Origin of the sequence: Arabiibacter massiliensis (genome assembly GCF_902386925.1) — a bacterium.
Lineage (GTDB): Bacteria > Actinomycetota > Coriobacteriia > Coriobacteriales > Eggerthellaceae > Arabiibacter > Arabiibacter massiliensis.
The window spans coordinates 351,754-366,887 of record NZ_LR698996.1; the positions used below are offsets into that span (position 1 = coordinate 351,754).

Annotated in this window: 13 protein-coding genes; 10 read left to right on the plus strand and 3 right to left on the minus strand. The window is 65.4% G+C overall.

Features of this window, described 5'->3' with window-relative positions:
• Positions 1-161: 161 nt before the first annotated feature.
• From FX134_RS01470 to FX134_RS01490, 5 genes are all read left to right on the plus strand, one after another.
• Positions 162-836, plus strand: a complete 675-nt coding sequence (locus FX134_RS01470; RefSeq protein WP_080797203.1) for a zinc metallopeptidase — start codon at positions 162-164, stop codon at positions 834-836.
• A gap of 10 nt (positions 837-846) precedes the next feature.
• Entirely contained in the window at positions 847-2,238 is a 1,392-nt protein-coding gene (gene xseA, locus FX134_RS01475) for an exodeoxyribonuclease VII large subunit (RefSeq protein ID WP_080797204.1), read from the plus strand.
• Positions 2,235-2,492, plus strand: a complete 258-nt coding sequence (gene xseB, locus FX134_RS01480; protein ID WP_080797205.1) for an exodeoxyribonuclease VII small subunit — start codon at positions 2,235-2,237, stop codon at positions 2,490-2,492. Before xseA ends, xseB begins: the two co-directional genes overlap by 4 nt.
• Before the next feature lie 18 nt (positions 2,493-2,510).
• On the plus strand, positions 2,511-2,864 hold the full coding sequence (locus FX134_RS01485; RefSeq protein ID WP_080797206.1) for a histidine triad nucleotide-binding protein: 354 nt from the start codon (positions 2,511-2,513) through the stop codon (positions 2,862-2,864).
• 118 nt (positions 2,865-2,982) lie between these two features.
• Positions 2,983-4,224, plus strand: a complete 1,242-nt coding sequence (locus FX134_RS01490; protein ID WP_080797207.1) for an acetate/propionate family kinase — start codon at positions 2,983-2,985, stop codon at positions 4,222-4,224.
• A 107-nt stretch (positions 4,225-4,331) separates the two neighbouring features.
• Here FX134_RS01490 and FX134_RS01495 read toward each other — a convergent pair whose 3' ends face one another.
• On the minus strand, positions 4,332-6,254 hold the full coding sequence (locus tag FX134_RS01495) for an FAD-dependent oxidoreductase (RefSeq protein WP_172623329.1): 1,923 nt from the start codon (positions 6,252-6,254) through the stop codon (positions 4,332-4,334).
• Positions 6,255-6,912: 658 nt separating this feature from the next.
• On the opposite strand from FX134_RS01495, the gene FX134_RS01500 reads away from it, so the two are divergent.
• Complete coding sequence (locus tag FX134_RS01500) at positions 6,913-7,998, plus strand: helix-turn-helix transcriptional regulator (RefSeq protein ID WP_232050982.1); 1,086 nt, start codon at positions 6,913-6,915, stop codon at positions 7,996-7,998.
• A gap of 29 nt (positions 7,999-8,027) precedes the next feature.
• Here FX134_RS01500 and FX134_RS01505 read toward each other — a convergent pair whose 3' ends face one another.
• Together FX134_RS01505 and pta are read right to left on the minus strand one after the other, a co-directional pair.
• On the minus strand, positions 8,028-9,218 hold the full coding sequence (locus tag FX134_RS01505; protein WP_080797210.1) for a HipA domain-containing protein: 1,191 nt from the start codon (positions 9,216-9,218) through the stop codon (positions 8,028-8,030).
• 443 nt (positions 9,219-9,661) lie between these two features.
• Complete coding sequence (pta, locus tag FX134_RS01510; protein WP_080797211.1) at positions 9,662-10,660, minus strand: phosphate acetyltransferase; 999 nt, start codon at positions 10,658-10,660, stop codon at positions 9,662-9,664.
• Between the two features lie 210 nt (positions 10,661-10,870).
• Between pta and glf the strand changes: the two genes are divergently transcribed.
• From glf to FX134_RS14715, 4 genes are all read left to right on the plus strand, one after another.
• Complete coding sequence (gene glf / locus FX134_RS01515; protein WP_080803635.1) at positions 10,871-12,085, plus strand: UDP-galactopyranose mutase; 1,215 nt, start codon at positions 10,871-10,873, stop codon at positions 12,083-12,085.
• Positions 12,086-12,096: 11 nt separating this feature from the next.
• On the plus strand, positions 12,097-13,119 hold the full coding sequence (locus FX134_RS01520) for a glycosyltransferase family 2 protein (RefSeq protein ID WP_080797212.1): 1,023 nt from the start codon (positions 12,097-12,099) through the stop codon (positions 13,117-13,119).
• 13 nt (positions 13,120-13,132) lie between these two features.
• Positions 13,133-13,753 carry an NUDIX hydrolase N-terminal domain-containing protein gene (locus FX134_RS01525; protein ID WP_080797213.1) on the plus strand — a complete coding sequence of 207 codons (621 nt, stop codon included), beginning with the start codon at positions 13,133-13,135 and terminating at the stop codon, positions 13,751-13,753.
• Between the two features lie 683 nt (positions 13,754-14,436).
• Complete coding sequence (locus FX134_RS14715; RefSeq protein ID WP_232050807.1) at positions 14,437-14,877, plus strand: endonuclease domain-containing protein; 441 nt, start codon at positions 14,437-14,439, stop codon at positions 14,875-14,877.
• Positions 14,878-15,134 lie beyond the last annotated feature (257 nt).

Consider the following 15,134-nt stretch of genomic DNA (forward strand, 5'->3'; position numbering starts at 1 on the left):
CCCGGCGCGCGTGGGCGCGATGTGTGCGGCGAGTTACGAATCTTTCACGGTGAATCCGCGGGGTCGCCGGGGGCTGTTCCGGCTCCAGTATAATGGCGGGGAACGAAGAGAAGCGGCCCGGACGCGGCCGCGCACGTCACCCCTGAAGGAGTGAGAACGACATGTTTTTCGGAGTCAGCGGCGGCTACTGGATGCTGGTCATCGTCACGCTCATCATCGGCGGGTTCGCCACCTGGTACGTGAACTCGCAGCTCAAGAAGTACTCGCGGGTGCCCATCTCCACGGGCCTCACCGGTGCCGACGCGGCGCGCCGGATGCTTTCGTATTACGGCATCACCGGCGTGGAGGTGCATCGCGGCGGCCCGGGCCAGGACTTCTTCGACCCGCGCACCAACTCGGTCACGCTCTCGCCCGACGCCTACGAGGGCCGCTCCATCACGGCCACGGCCACGGCCTGCCACGAGGTGGGGCACGCCTACCAGTACGCGCAGGGCTTCGCGCCCATGAAGATCCGCGGCGCGCTCGTGCCGGTGGTGAACCTCGCGTCGAACGCCTGGATCTTCCTCTTGATGCTGGGCATCTTCATGCAGATCGCCCAGCTCACGATGCTCGCCATCATCATGTACGCGGCGGTGGTCATTTTCCAGCTGGTCACGCTGCCGGTGGAGTTCGACGCGTCGCGGCGCGCGATGGTCTACATGGGCTCGACGGGCCTTCCGCAGGCCGAGCAGGCCGGCTCGTTCAGCGTGCTGCGCGCCTGCGCGCTCACCTACGTGGCGGCCGCGCTCACCTCCATCCTGCAGCTGCTCTGGCTGCTCAGCCAGAACCGCGAGTAGCGGGGCGGCCATGGGGGAGAGGCTCGCAGGGGAAGCGGGCGCGGGGGCGGCTAAGCCCCTGTCCGTGTCGGGCGCGATGGCGCTCGCGAAGGGCGCGCTCGAGGGCGTGGTCGTGCGCCTCGTGGGCGAGGTGTCCGAGGTGTCCAACAAGCCCGGCTACAAGGCCGTGTACTTCACCGTGAAGGACAGATGCGCTTCTCTTCCCTGCATGATGTGGAACAACCGGTTCCAGGCGGCGGGGGTGGCGCTGCGCGTGGGGCAGCTCGTGGAGCTGACCGGGCGCTTCACGCTGTACGCGCCGAAGGGGCGCATGAACTTCGACGTGTTCTCGCTCGCCTTGGCCGGCGAGGGCGATTTGCGCCTCAAGGTGGCCGAGCTCGCGCGCAAACTGGAGGCCGAGGGGCTGATGGACCCGGCGCGCAAGCGGCCGCTGCCCGCGTATCCCGACGTCATCGGCCTGGTGACGTCCCCGCGCGGTGCGGCCGTGCACGACGTGCTGCGGACGCTGCGCCGCCGGTTCCCGCTCGCGCGCGTGCTTCTGGCGGGCGTGGCGGTTGAGGGCGCGACCGCGCCGGCGGGCCTGGTGGAGGGCATGCGCCAGGTGGTGGTGGCCGGCGCCGAGGTGGTGCTCGTCGTGCGCGGCGGCGGCTCGTTCGAGGATCTCATGCCGTTCAACGACGAGCGGCTGGCGCGCACCATCTCGCGCTGCCCCGTGCCGGTGGTGACGGGCATCGGGCACGAGCCCGACACGTCCATCGCCGACATGGTGGCCGACGTGCGCGCCTCGACGCCCACCGCCGCCGCCGAGGCGGTGAGCCCGGCGCGCGAGAGCCTCGAGGGCCACTTCGCCGCCCGTGCGCGGACGCTCTCCGCCTGCGCCGGGCGCGCCATCGAGCGGGCCGGCGCGGAGGTGCGCCGCTGCGCGACGAGGCCCCTGTTCTGCGACGCGCAGCTGCTGTTCGCCACCGAGGCGCAGACGCTCGATCTGGCGGCCGACCGCCTGTTCCGGGCCATTCCCGCCAACCTCGAGCGCGACAGGCTCCAGGTGGCGCGCCAGCGGGAGCGGCTCGCGCGCGCCATGCCGGCGGCCGTGGAGCGCGAGGGCGCGCGGATAGCGCGATGCCGCGAGCGGCTCGCGGCCTGCGGCGGGGCGCTCGTGCCGCGCTTCTCGCAGCAGGCGGCCGTGGCGGCAGCGCGGCTGCACGACCTGTCGCCGCTCGCGGTGCTCGGACGCGGCTACGCCATCGCGCGCACGCCCGAGGGCGCGGTGGTCAAGAGCGTCGAGGGCGTGTCGGCGGGCGACGCGGTGGACGTGTCCGTGGCCGACGGCGTGCTCGTCTGCCGCGTGGAGGCCGCGCGGCGCATCGATACGGAGATGATCGAGTGGGAGGAGGAGTCATGACGGAATGCGAGGGCCCAAGGCCCATCGAGGAGCTGACGTTTCGCGAGGCCATGGCCGAGCTGGATGGCATCGTGGGGGTGCTCGAGAGCAACACGCTGGAGCTTGAGGAGAGCCTTGGCAGCTACGAGCGCGGCGTGGCGCTGCTCGCGGCGCTGCAGAGCCGCCTCACCGAGGCGCAGCAGAAGGTGGACGTGCTGATGGGCGAGCTGGTGGCCGACGCCGACGACGCCGCCCGCGACGCCACGCTGTCATAGGGAGAAGGAGGAAGCACCATGCGCAAGGACGACTGCCTGTTCTGCAAGATCGTGGCGGGGGAGATCCCGTCGGCGAAGGTGTACGAGGACGAGCGGGTGCTCGCGTTCGAGGACGTGAGCCCGCAGATGCCCGTGCACACCCTTATCGTGCCGAAGGAGCACTACGACAACATCGGCGACTCCATCCCCGACGAGGAGCTGGGCTACCTGTTCAACACCGTGAGGAAGGTGGCCGACATCAAGGGGATCGCCGAGAGCGGCTACCGCGTGATCGTGAACACCAACGACGACGCGCAGCAGTCCGTGCACCACATCCACGTGCACGTCCTGGGCGGCGCCCCCATGAACTCCGGCGACCCGTCGGCCTCGTAGGCTCGAGGGGCTTTTCGGTGAGCGGCGCGCCGCTTGCCGACGGAGCGGTGCGTTTGCGTCCGGGTCATTCCCCTCGCCCCTAAAATAGGTGCTTTAGGAAAACGAAGGAGGCAGGCCGTTGAACGTTCTAGTCATCAATGCGGGATCATCTTCCTTGAAGTACCAGTTGGTCAACGTCGAGCACCAGGAGCTGCTGGCCAAGGGCATCTGCGAGCGCGTGGGCTCGGCCGAGGCGTTCCACAAGCACGGCCTGGACGAGAACGAGGTGGTCATCGACGCGAAGATGGCCGACCATGACGACGCCATGGCGCTCGTGCTCGAGTCCCTCACCTCGGGCTCCACGAAGGCCATCGACTCGCTCGACGAGATCGACGCCGTAGGCCACCGCATCGTGCAGGGCGGCAAGTACTTCGACCGCTCGGTGCTCATCGACGACGACGTCATCGGCAAGATCGACGAGCTGGCCGAGCTCGCGCCGCTGCACAACAAGGCGGCGCTCATGGGCATCCACGCGTGCATGAAGCACATGCCCGACGTGCCCATGGTGGCCGTGTTCGACACGTCGTTCTTCCAGACGCTGCCGCCGAAGGCCTACATGTACCCCTTGCCCTACGAGCTGTACGAGAAGTACGCCATCCGCAAGTACGGCGCGCACGGCACGAGCCATCGCTACATCTCCGAGCGCGCGGCCGCCGTGCTCGATGAGCCGCTCGAGGACCTCAAGCTCATCACGTGCCATCTGGGCAACGGCTGCTCCATGAGCGCCATCGACCACGGCGTGGCGGTGGACACGTCCATGGGCCTGACTCCGCTCGACGGCCTCATGATGGGCACGCGCTGCGGCGCCATCGACCCGGCCATCGTGCCGTTCGTCATGGAGCACGAGGGCCTCTCGGCCGCCGAGATGAACGACCTCATGAACAAGCAGTCGGGCCTCTTGGGCATCTCCGGCATCTCCAACGACCTGCGCAGCGTGCGCACGGCCTCCGAGCAGGGCCACGAGCGCGCGATGCTGGCCTACGACATGTACTCGAACTCGGTGAAGAAGTACATCGGAAGCTACATCGCCGTCATGGGCGGCGTGGACGCCATCGTGCTCACGGCCGGCGTCGGCGAGAACTGCGAGAAGATGCGCCGCATGATCTTCTCGGGCCTGCAGCCCTTAGGGATCATCCTCGACGAGGAGCGCAACCGCCAGCGCGGCTTCGAGCGCGAGATCTCGGCCGACAGCTCGCAGGTGAAGATCATCATCATCCCCACGAACGAGGAGTACATGATAGCCCGCGACACCTACGACATCGTCCACGAGAAGATGCGCGTCGAGGGCGACGTGTTCGACGAGGATGCCATGCTGGCCTAACGGCTACGGCGGCACTCTCAACTGGAAGCCGCTTCTGGCGTTTAAACAGGAAGACGGGCCCGTGGGACCCGTCTTCCTGTTTTCAAGGGAGGGGTGAAGATATCGGCCTACGCTTTCGAGAGCGCGTCTTTCACGGCATCGATGATACCGCGGCTCGACATAGTAGCGCCGGTCACCACATCGACATCGGGGGAGTTGGCATCGATGATGGCCTGCGGAAGGGCCTCCAGCGCCGGGCCGCCGATGCCTGCCGTCTCGTGCTGCTCGACGAAGTCGATCTTCGTTATCTTGCCACCTTCCTTGGTTACCTTCAGGATCATCTGGCCGCCCATACCGGACGTGGAGGAGCCGATGTATTCGTTCGTGCCCGCTGAAACGGTGGACGGATCGGTGTCACGCTGCCCCGAGCCGCTTCCCTGGGTGAACTGGATGTCGGATGCCACATTTGTGGGCAGCGGCGGCAGCGGATCCTTGGGGGCGGCGGCATTGATGCCGGCCGCGCGACCGAAGATGAGGCATTCGGCCATGTTGCCTCCGCCGTTGTACTGGAACGAGGTAATGCCGCCGCACTCGCCTGCGCTGTAGAAATGAGGGATGGGCTCGCCATCGGTGCCCAGCACCTCTGCGTTTCCGTTGCGTCGCGGGCCGCCCTGGGTGTTGAGTATGGCCTGCACGATCTCGAATGCGTAATAGGGGCCGGCATCCGCGAAGGGGCGCATGGACTCGGCCGTGCGGTTGAAATCGGGATCCACGCCGCTCTTCGCCGCGGCGTTGTATCCGGCGACGGTCTGCTGGAGCCGTCCCTCGGGCATGCCGAGCGACTTCTCCAACTCGGCGATGGTGTCGGCCTTTACCAAGGTGTCGCGCTTGTTGTCAGGGATGCCCTTCATGGAGTCGATGTACTCCAGCTGCGCCTGGTCGAACACCACGTAGGTAGTGGCGGGGCGCTTCACCATGACCCATTCGCCGTTGAAGGGCATGTGCCCGTGGCGAGCGGTGGCGCTTTCAGTGAGATAGCGCTGCCCCTCTTCGCCCACCAGGATGATGCTGCCGATGCCCAAGTAGGGGTTGTTGATGCCTGCACGCAGATTGTGCTCGTTGGGCTGAGTGGGGAAGGACACGCCGCCCCAGGTGAAGCAGTTGCCCTCGTAGGCCTCCATGTGCCAGAAGTCGGCGCCTACCTCAGCGCCCAGCTTGATGCCGTCGCCGGTGTTGAAGAGCGTGCCGGAGACGGAGAACTTCGTAAGGCCCAGATACGACTCGGCCATGGCGGCGTTGTTCTCGAACCCGCCGAGGGCCAGCACCACGCCGTTCAGCGCCCGTATGTTCACGGTCTTGCCTTCATGCTCTATCTCGACGCCGATGACGGCTTTGCTCACCGGGTCTTGGAACAGATGGGTTGCCGGGGCGGTGAACCAGACGTCTATCTGATCGGAGAGGCTCATGACCTTCGTGCGGTAGGCGTTCCATAGGTGCGCATACCCCTGCTCTTCGCGCGATACGGTGAGAAGGTCGAGCTTGTCGCCGCCCTCGATCTCCGGATACTCGGGGATGAAGTTCGCGATCAAGGGTAGCAGCTTGCATTCGTCGGTCTTCCAGCTGAGGAAGTTCTCCTCGGGTATGTCAAAGTCGTCGATGAGCATCCGCTTCGTCTCGGTGAGGCCCTGGCAGTATGTCTCGGCCACATCTTCTGGGAAGTCGTGGCCGGCGGCCAGGCCGTTGAAGTACTTCTTCATGGCCTCCTTGTCGTCTGAATACTGGATGAACTGGCCGCAGTAGCGGGTGTTGCCGCCCTCGTTGCCAAGCGGGGCCTTGTCCACCAGCAGGACTTTCGCTCCCTCTTTAGCCGCGTAACGCGCCGAAGCCGCACCCGCTGCGCCGAAGCCGAGCACCACGACGTCGTACTCGCCGTCCCAGGCGATGGTGTCGGCGAATGTGGGGCCGTCTCCTGCGGCAGTGCCGCCCGAGCCGCCGCCCTGGGGCGCGCATCCAGCAAGCGCTCCCAGGCCTGCCATCGATACCGCTCCCAATGCCGACCCCTTCAGGAAATCCCTTCGCGTGAACTCTCCCATTCGAATCCCTCCTAGTGCTCGAATACCCGCGTTCCCTCGAGCCTTGGCATGAAGCCGAGGCTGCCACCAATCGCGGCTTGAGGTGCACCATAAGGCGAGCACGGGGGTTAGCGGGATGGGTAATATGAATGTTTTAGCAGGTCAATTTGATAACCTGGCCCGCTAACCCCCGCTAACCCACCATCGACTTCGATTTAGCACTAGCGCAGCGAAGCGTTATGTGGTTAATTACAGAGGTAATGCCAAGGGGAGGGGATCGCGTATGGTTCATCCGGCATTGCCCCAAACGATCAGGGGGCTGCTCCTAGAAGTCGGGGGCCGATTCAGGGATATCAATTCAGCTAACCTGCTCATGGGGACGGCATGCAATTTCGCATTCGTCGGCTACGTGTTCTTTTCGCCGGCCATGACCCACACGACGGCTCTCATGGTGTCCTATACCGATGCCGCCTTCGTGGCGGGAGCTATGACATCTGCCATTCTCTTGCTTGTCCTGCGCGGGGGCCGTCCGGCGTGTATGCGGACGCCGTCGCTCTGGGTGACGAGCATATGCGTTCTGGTGTCCCTGTTCTTCTATCTCGTGCTGGGTATGGCGAATACAAGGCCTCCTGCCGTGATGGACTGGGTGAGCGGCTTGCTGTTCGGTGTATACCTGCCGTTGGTCACTACTTCATGGCTGCGGGTGCACGCCGCCTTTCCGGTGATCGTCATCGTGTGGAATGTGCTGCTTTCCGCGCTTTTCGGCTCGTTCGGCATGTGGCTCCTCTCAGGCATGGCCGACGTGCAGCGATTCGTCTCGATGGCGGTTCTGCTGTTCCTTGGAACCGGCACGCTGTCGCTGCGCATGAAGGCGTTTTCAGTGGTGGATGCCGAGCGCATCCCCGAAGAATCTTTGCCGCATAAAGGTGCCTTCGCCTATGTGTACGTGGCGATGTTCCTGTTCAGTGTGGCGTTTCAGGTTGGCATCGCCTTCGCGGAGCTAGAGGGCGGCCAGGCGTCGTTTGCGACGGGGGCGTTCTTCGCGCCGTTTCTGCTGGTGTGCGTGCTGTTGCTCACGTTGAAGAGCTTCACGGCGTTTTCGCTGCTGAACATCGCGGTGCCGGTGGTGGCAACCGCCACCATCACGGCATCGTTTCTGCGGGTGGATCCCGTTATCACGTTCGATCTGGCCGTGGTGGGGCTGTTCATGTTCCTGGTGTATGCGGTGGTGCTGCTGTGCGCGCAGACTCAAGGGGACGATCGGCGGGCCTGCCGTGCATTCCTGCTGCTTATGCTCGCATTCTCGTGCGGGTGCATCACGGCCCGCATCGGCGGCATCCTCTGTGCGCTTTCGGGAGAGGCGCACGCGAACGACATCATGGTGCTGCTGTCTATACTCGCGGTCATCGGTGCGATGATCCTTTGCATCAAAAACGGTATCGTTCCGCGCAGGCTGGGCGAGCTGTTCCACTACGGCGAGGATATGGACGAGCAGGCCGCGCTTCCCGTGCGCACGCTCGCTGAGATCGATCGCGTGTCGCAGGAGCGCAATCTGGGCGCGCGTGAGAAGGAGGTGCTCACGCTGCTTCTGCAGAAGCGCTCGGCCAGCGAGATAGCAGCCGAGCTGGTCATCGCCAACGGCACGGCGAAGTCGCACATCCGCCATGTGTACCGGAAGCTGAACGTCCACAGCCGCCCCGAGCTGTTCGACCTGTTCGGGTGAGATTCTGGATATAAGCGATTCCGCTAGCCCTACCGCTTCCGGACGGCTGCGCGCAGGGCTTCGCGCGGCACGTCCGGGCATGCCGCAAGCTCCTCAGCGCGCCGGCGCACGAACGCGGCGAGGCTCCGCAGGTAGCCCTCGGGGAAGGGCGCCTTGTCGCTGTTCGCGAACTCGAAGTCAGCCAGGCGCTCGAGCTGGGCCTTCTGCTCGGCTCCCATAAGGCGGCGCGCCTGCTCCTCGAACGTGACCTGCGGCCAGGACGGCAAGGCGAACCGCGCTTCGCGGGCGAGATCCCCGGCCTGGTCGAACGAGAGGTTGAACAGCAGCGAGCGTCCGTTGTCGAAGATGGGCGCGGTGCCCAGATACGTGCCCGTGCGACTGTCGCGCAGGATGCCGAAGTTCGTGAGGTGGCGGTCGGTGTTGCAGATGAGCGCGTCGAACACCATCATCGACGCGTAGCGCTCGAACTGCTCGTCGTTCCAACCGAGGTACGTCCTGACGGCGCCCACATGCGACGTGTCCCCGAAGGCGAGCGCCTGGGGCACGTAGGAGGTCTCGGGCGTGCAGAAGCAGGCGCAAGTCGAGCATGCAGCCGTGTCCTCTCCGCTCCAACGCGCCAGGTCGTAGCGCACCGCGTCGAGCCCCATCGCCTGCGCGACTTGCGAAGCCAGGAACTCCACGCGCGCCTCGCCCACGCCGTTGCCCTCGTCGGTCGACCCTTTGTACAGACGGCGCGTGCCATCCGCTTCGATGCGCCAGGCCTTCCTCAGGTTGCCGTTCGTGGTGAGCTCGGGCGTGGAGGGCGTGAGGCCCTGCAGGTTGCTGACGACGCCCGTGTACGCCACAGCGGCGAGCACTTCGGAGAACCCGTTCTCGAACAGGTTGCACTCGGCGAAGGTGCCGCCGAAGCCCTCCGGCACGATCCAGTACGAGTCGTTGAGCGAAAGGCCCAAGCTCGCCGCGATGATGCCGCTGCGGTCGTTGGGGGAGAGGCCGAGCGAACGGCAGAGCTCGGTTGCGAAGCGCCGGTTCTGCGGAATGGCGCGGCTGGACAGCCAGCGCCACAGGCCCTCGTCGTCGAGCCGCATGCCGGCGGGCATGACGTCCGTCCGCGATTCGTCGAACTCGTGCAGCACAACGGGGTCGAACTCGCCGAAGGAGAACCGCGCGAGCGTGGTGTCGAAGAGCCGGAGCTCGTATATGTCGGCGCTGCGTATCATAAGGGGATTATAGCAGCGCCGTACGGCGATGCAGGTTGAGGAGCGGCGGATCGCAAACGAGGCGACATCTTTTTCATCACGGAGAATGCGTCCCTCGCCTTCGCTTTTGGATGCGAGCAGCAGTCCTCAGCGTTTTCCCAGTTCGCGTAACTTCGGCGCACGCGCGGATCGCCGAGATCCTTTCACGACGGGGGTTTTCGTGTCAGGCAGCCCCGATTCGCGTGCAGTGGGAAGCGGTCGCCGGATTGCGCGTCAGAAGGGAGTCAGAACCTTCGTTCGCGGCAGAAATCGACGGGAAAGACGGTCGACGAACCGATGCCTTCTCGGGCCGATGCGGGGCTTCCAAATGATCATTCCGTCGATTTCTGCCACAGGCCGGGGTTTTCCGCGCACGGAGGCCGCTCCCTTCGCATGGGCGAGGAGAGCGGCCTCCGCTCGGTTCGCTACTCGGCTTTCTTCGCCTGGGCTTGGACGCAGGTGATGGCGATGACGCCCACGATGTCGTCGGCGGTGCAGCCGCGCGACAGGTCGTTCACGGGCGCGGCGATGCCCTGCGTCACCGGGCCGTACGCTTCGGCGCGGGCCAGGCGCTGCACCAGCTTGTAGCCGATGTTGCCGGCGTCGAGGTCGGGGAACACGAGCACGTTGGCACGTCCGGCCACCGGCGAGTCGGGCGCCTTGCTCGCGCCCACCTCGGGTACGATGGCGGCGTCGAGCTGCAGCTCGCCGTCCAGGTCGAGCTCGGGCGCGAGCTCGCGGGCGAGCGCGGTCGCCTCCACCACCTTGGCCGCGTCGGCGTTCTTCGCGGAGCCGTAGCTCGAATGCGACAGCAGCGCCACGGCGGGCTCGGTACCCATGAGCGTGCGCCAGGACTTCGCGGAGTTCACGGCGATGTGCGCGAGCTTCTCCGCGTCGGGCTGTACCTCCAGGCCGCAGTCGCTGAACAGGAACGTGCCCTCTTGGCCCAGGTCGCAATCGGGCACCACCATCACGAAGAACGAGCTGACCAGCTTCACGCCGGGCGCGGTCTTCAAAATCTGCAGGCAGGGGCGCAGCACGTCGCCCGTGGCGTGGCACGCGCCGGCCACCATGCCGTCGGCCAGGCCCTGCTTCACCATCATCACGCCGAAGTACAGCACATCGTCCATGAGCGCCTCGGCCTGCTCGGGCGTCATGCCCTTGTGGCGGCGCAGCTCGTAGAGGGCGGCTGCGAACCCGGCGCGCTCCTCGGCCGCGCGCACATCGACGATGCGGGCGCCGTCGAGCGCGTAGGGACTCGCCTCGATGGCCTCGGCGTCGCCCAGGATCACGAGGTCGGCCACGCCGTCGGCCAGGATGCGCTCGGCCGCGGCGAGCGTTCGCTCGTCATCGCCTTCGGGCAGCACGATGGTCTGCTTGTCCGCCTTCGCGCGGGCCAGCATGGAGTCGAGGAATGAGCTCATGGCACCGTCCTTTCGCAGCCGCGCGCCGCCGGGCGGGCGCGGTCTTATCCATTCTCGGAATTTGTCCGCTTCGTATGATAATCCACGCACCGCCTCCCCTTTTCGGTAAAATAGCCTCCGGTTCATTTGGCGGGGCGAAGGCGCCCCTTCCAAGGACGGTTCCTGCGGGTTCTCGCCCGCATGATTTCGAAAGACGAGGAAAGGTGCGCCATGGGTGTGCGGTACTGCGACTTCAAGGATCTCGGCGGGGACGACTTCGACGCAGTGGTCGTCGGCAGCGGGTTCGCCGGCAGCGTGATGGCACGCGAGCTGGCCGAGCGCGGAGGCAAGCGCGTGCTCGTGATCGAGAAGCGCCCGCACGTCGGCGGCAACATGTACGACGAGCTCGACGAGGCCGGCGTGCTCGTGCACCGCTACGGGCCGCACATCTTCCACACCAACGACGAGCGCGCCTTCCGCTACGTGCGCCGCTTCACCGAATGGCGCGACTACCAGCACGAGGTGCTGGCCGACTGGTACGGCACCTACCTGCCCGTGCCGTTCAACAAGAACTCGATGGAGATCGCCTTCGGCGAGGAGCGCGCAGGCCGCCTCACCCAGAAGCTCATCGACACGTTCGGCGACGAGCGCAAGGTGACCATCACCGAGCTGCGCGCCCAAGACGACCCGGAGCTCTCCGAGATCGCCGACTTCGTGTACAAGAACGTGTTCCTCTACTACACGCAGAAGCAGTGGGGCCTCACGCCCGAAGAGGTCGACCCCTCCGTCACGGCGCGCGTGCCCGTGTTCATCTCGCGCGACAACCGCTACTTCCAGGATGCCTTCCAGGGCATGCCGGCCGAGGGCTACACGCCGCTGTTCGAGCGCATGCTCGACCACGAGAACATCCGCGTATGCCTGAGCACCGAGGCCGAGAGCGTGTTCGACCTCGAGTTCGCCAGCGACGACGAGAACGCGCCGCTATCCGCCATCAACATCAAGGACGAGCCCTTCGAGGGGCCCATCGTGTACACCGGGCCGCTCGACGAGCTGTTCCTGTCGCGCTTCGGCCGTCTGCCGTACCGCACCCTCGACTTCGTGTACGAGACGCGCGACGCCGAGCACGTGCTGCCCTGCGGCACGGTGAACTTCACGGTGACCGAAGACTACACGCGCATCACGGAGTTCAAGCATCTCACGGGCCAGCAGTGCGCGAAGACCACCATCATGAAGGAGTACAGCCACGCCTACGAGAACCCGAAGGTGCAAACGCCGTACTACGCCATCATCAACGAGGAGAACGAGGCGCACTACGAGCGCTACCGCGCGCTGACGAAGTCGCTGCCGAACTTCCATCCGCTGGGACGTCTGGCCGAGTACCGCTACTACAACATGGACGTCATCATCGGCCGCGCCCTCGATTTGGCCGACCAGCTGGTGGGGTAGGGGGGATCGCCATGAAGACCGTCAGCTTCGCCATACCGTGCTACAACTCGGCCGAGTATATGGACCACTGCATCGAGTCCATCCTCGCGTGCGGCGACGACATCGAGATCATCATCGTGGACGACGGCTCCACGAAGGACGACACGCCCGCCAAGGCCGACGCGTGGGCCGAGAAGCACCCCGGCATCATCAAGGCCGTGCACCAGGAGAACGGCGGCCACGGCCAGGCGGTGAACACGGGCCTCGCGAACGCGACCGGCCTGTACTTCAAGGTGGTGGACTCCGACGACTGGCTCGACGAGCGCGCCATGGCCGAGATCATGGCCTATCTGCGCCGCCAGACGGAAGCTTCCGCGCCCACCGACCTCGTCATCGGCAACTACGTGTACGAGAAGGTGTCCGAGGGCGCGCGCACCGTCATGCACTACCGCAACGTGTTCCCCGAGGGGCGCGAGTTCGGCTGGGACGAGGCGGGGCATTTCGGCCAGAGCCAGTACCTGCTCATGCACTCGGTCATTTATCGCACGCAGCTGCTCAAGGACATCGGCCTTCAGCTGCCCAAGCACACGTTCTACGTGGACAACATCTTCGTGTACGTGCCGCTGCCGCACGTGAAGACCATCTACTACCGCGACGTGGACATGTACCGCTACTTCATCGGCCGCGAGGACCAGAGCGTGAACGAGAACGTGATGATCGGCCGCATCGACCAGCAGCTGCGCGTGACGCGCCTCATGATCGACGCCGTGCGCCTGCCCGACGCCGTGCCCGAGAAGCGCCTGGAGCGCTACATGGAGAACTATCTGTCCATGATGATGTGCATCTGCTCCATCTTCCTGCGCATGATAGACACCGACGAGGCCGAGGACAAGCGCGAGGCCATCTGGGACTACCTCAAGGAGAAGAACCCGGACGTCTACCGCCGCATCCGCCGCAGCGTGCTGAACATGGGCACGAACCTGCCCACCCAGCTCGGCCGCAAGATAGGCATCACCGGCTACCGCATGGCCCAGAAGATCTTCAAGTTCAACTAAGGCGCAGGCCGACATGGGCGGATCGGGCACCTGGCTCGACTGGGCGGTGGAGTTGCAGGCCATCGCGCAGGCGGGGCTCGCCTACGGGCGGGACGACTTCGACATCGAGCGCTTCGAGCGCGTGCGCGAGATCGCGGCCGAGATGGTGGCCCGCGGCGCCGAGATGCCCGTGGACGAGGTGCGGCCGCTCTTCTGCGACGAGGCGGGCTATCAGACGCCGAAGATCGACGTGCGCGCCGCCGTGTTCGAGGGCGAGGGCATCCTGCTGGTGCAGGAGCGCGACGGGCGCTGGTCGCTGCCCGGGGGCTGGGCCGACGTGGGGCTTTCGCTTGCCGAGAACGTGGCCAAGGAGGCGCGCGAGGAGGCCGGCCTCGAGGTGATCCCCCGCCGCGTGATCGCGCTTCAGGACCGCGCCAAGCGCAACGTGCCGAAGTTCGTCCATTCCGTGTGCGTCGTGTTCATCGAGTGCGAGGCCGTGGGCGGCAGCTTCCAGGAGAACATCGAGACTTCGGCGAGCGGCTATTTCCCCTTAGACGCCCTCCCGCCGCTCTGCGAGCCGAAGACCTCCGAGGCCCAAGTGCGCCTCTGCTTCGAAGCCCACCACGACCCGCACTGGGTCACTCAGCTGGATTGAACGGCAGGCAAATCCAGCGCAAATCCAGCGCGAATCAAGCAGAAATCCAGCGTAGATCTAGCGTAGATCAAGCGCAGATCCAGCGGAAACCAAGCGGATTCCAAGCGCAAGTCACGCAAAAAAATAGCTTTTGATCAGGTAAAATAAGGTCATTGTAAAAAGATCCCCATCGAAAGGATCGCCCCTATGACCTTGTACATTGCCGGCCCTTCTGCGCTGGAATATTGGAGGAAGACCCCGTTCGGGCCCAGTCGTCGATCGCGAGCCGCCCTTCCTTTCGGCGGCGCCGATGCCGCTTCCGAGTTCAAGGTTGCCGATGCCGTCTCCATCAAGGAAGCCGGCCTCTCCTGGCTTTCTGAACCCGTCCACCTTCTTGTGTCCGCCGCTTCCTCGCGTCGACGATGCTCAAAGGTGGCGTTCCATGTATGTTCGGTATCCCTCCCGGCCGCCTCCTTTGAACGGGTTTCCCGCGACGTGCTGGTCGCCTCACCTGAACTGGCGTGCGCTATGGCGGCCCCGGAGGAGCGGTTCCCGTTCTTCGTGGAGCTTCTCTACGAGCTCTGCGGATGGTACCGCCTTCCGAACGGCAGAAGGGGGGACTTCATCGAGCGCCCGCCCGCGACGAGCGTGGCCAGCTTGGGCGCGTTCGCGGAGAAGGCGCTCTGCGGAAGGCCCTGCGCTATGTGTGCGACAATTCGCTGTCCCCCGTGGAGACCGACATTGCCGAGGCCATGGTGTTCGACCCGCGCATGGGCGGGTTCGGCGTCGAGAAGCCCTTGCTGAACAGGCGGTTCGAAGTGGCGCGAGAAGACAGGCAGGCGCTGCCCCAGTCGGCGTACGTGCCGGATCTGTGCTGGCCGCGAGCGCGCATCTCGATCGAGTACGACAGCGACCTGCATCACCGTGGCGAGCGCGACATCTCGAGGGATGCGATCCGGCGCAACGGCATACAGCAGCTCGGCACGCGCGTCATCACGCTCACCTGGGCCCAGGCCTCGAACTACTACGAGTTCGAGCGCGTCGCGACGATGGTGGCGAAGGCCTTGGGCAAGAGGCGAAGCGCGGTCTGGGACACGTGGGAGCCTCGGCGCAGGGAGCTCCACCGCTTGCTGTTCGCGCGTTGAGGCGTCTCTGTGGTGCAAAGTCGTCGAGTTATGCACCCTTGCGTCATCGAAAAGGGCCGAAAAATGCAATGTACTCGAGTTATGCACCTTTTGGAAGGCTGTTTGAAGGTCGGTGAAGCGAATGGGCTTTTCGCGACCTGCGGTTTCTCCGCCGAGCGTTTCGATCTGGGTGCGCGAGGGGCGAAATCACTCAACGCGAGGGTGCATAACTCGAGCACATTGCAACGGGGAGCCGGGGAGCACGCTGGGCGCTCCCG

Coding starts and splice junctions, on each gene's coding strand:
- FX134_RS01470 (WP_080797203.1), top strand. CDS start 162: ATGTTTTTCGGAGTCAGCGGCGGCTACTGGATGCTGGTCATCGTCACG.
- xseA (WP_080797204.1), top strand. CDS start 847: ATGGGGGAGAGGCTCGCAGGGGAAGCGGGCGCGGGGGCGGCTAAGCCC.
- xseB (WP_080797205.1), top strand. CDS start 2,235: ATGACGGAATGCGAGGGCCCAAGGCCCATCGAGGAGCTGACGTTTCGC.
- FX134_RS01485 (WP_080797206.1), top strand. CDS start 2,511: ATGCGCAAGGACGACTGCCTGTTCTGCAAGATCGTGGCGGGGGAGATC.
- FX134_RS01500 (WP_232050982.1), top strand. CDS start 6,913: ATGGACTGGGTGAGCGGCTTGCTGTTCGGTGTATACCTGCCGTTGGTC.
- FX134_RS01505 (WP_080797210.1), bottom strand. CDS start 9,218: ATGATACGCAGCGCCGACATATACGAGCTCCGGCTCTTCGACACCACG.
- pta (WP_080797211.1), bottom strand. CDS start 10,660: ATGAGCTCATTCCTCGACTCCATGCTGGCCCGCGCGAAGGCGGACAAG.
- glf (WP_080803635.1), top strand. CDS start 10,871: ATGGGTGTGCGGTACTGCGACTTCAAGGATCTCGGCGGGGACGACTTC.
- FX134_RS01520 (WP_080797212.1), top strand. CDS start 12,097: ATGAAGACCGTCAGCTTCGCCATACCGTGCTACAACTCGGCCGAGTAT.
- FX134_RS01525 (WP_080797213.1), top strand. CDS start 13,133: ATGGGCGGATCGGGCACCTGGCTCGACTGGGCGGTGGAGTTGCAGGCC.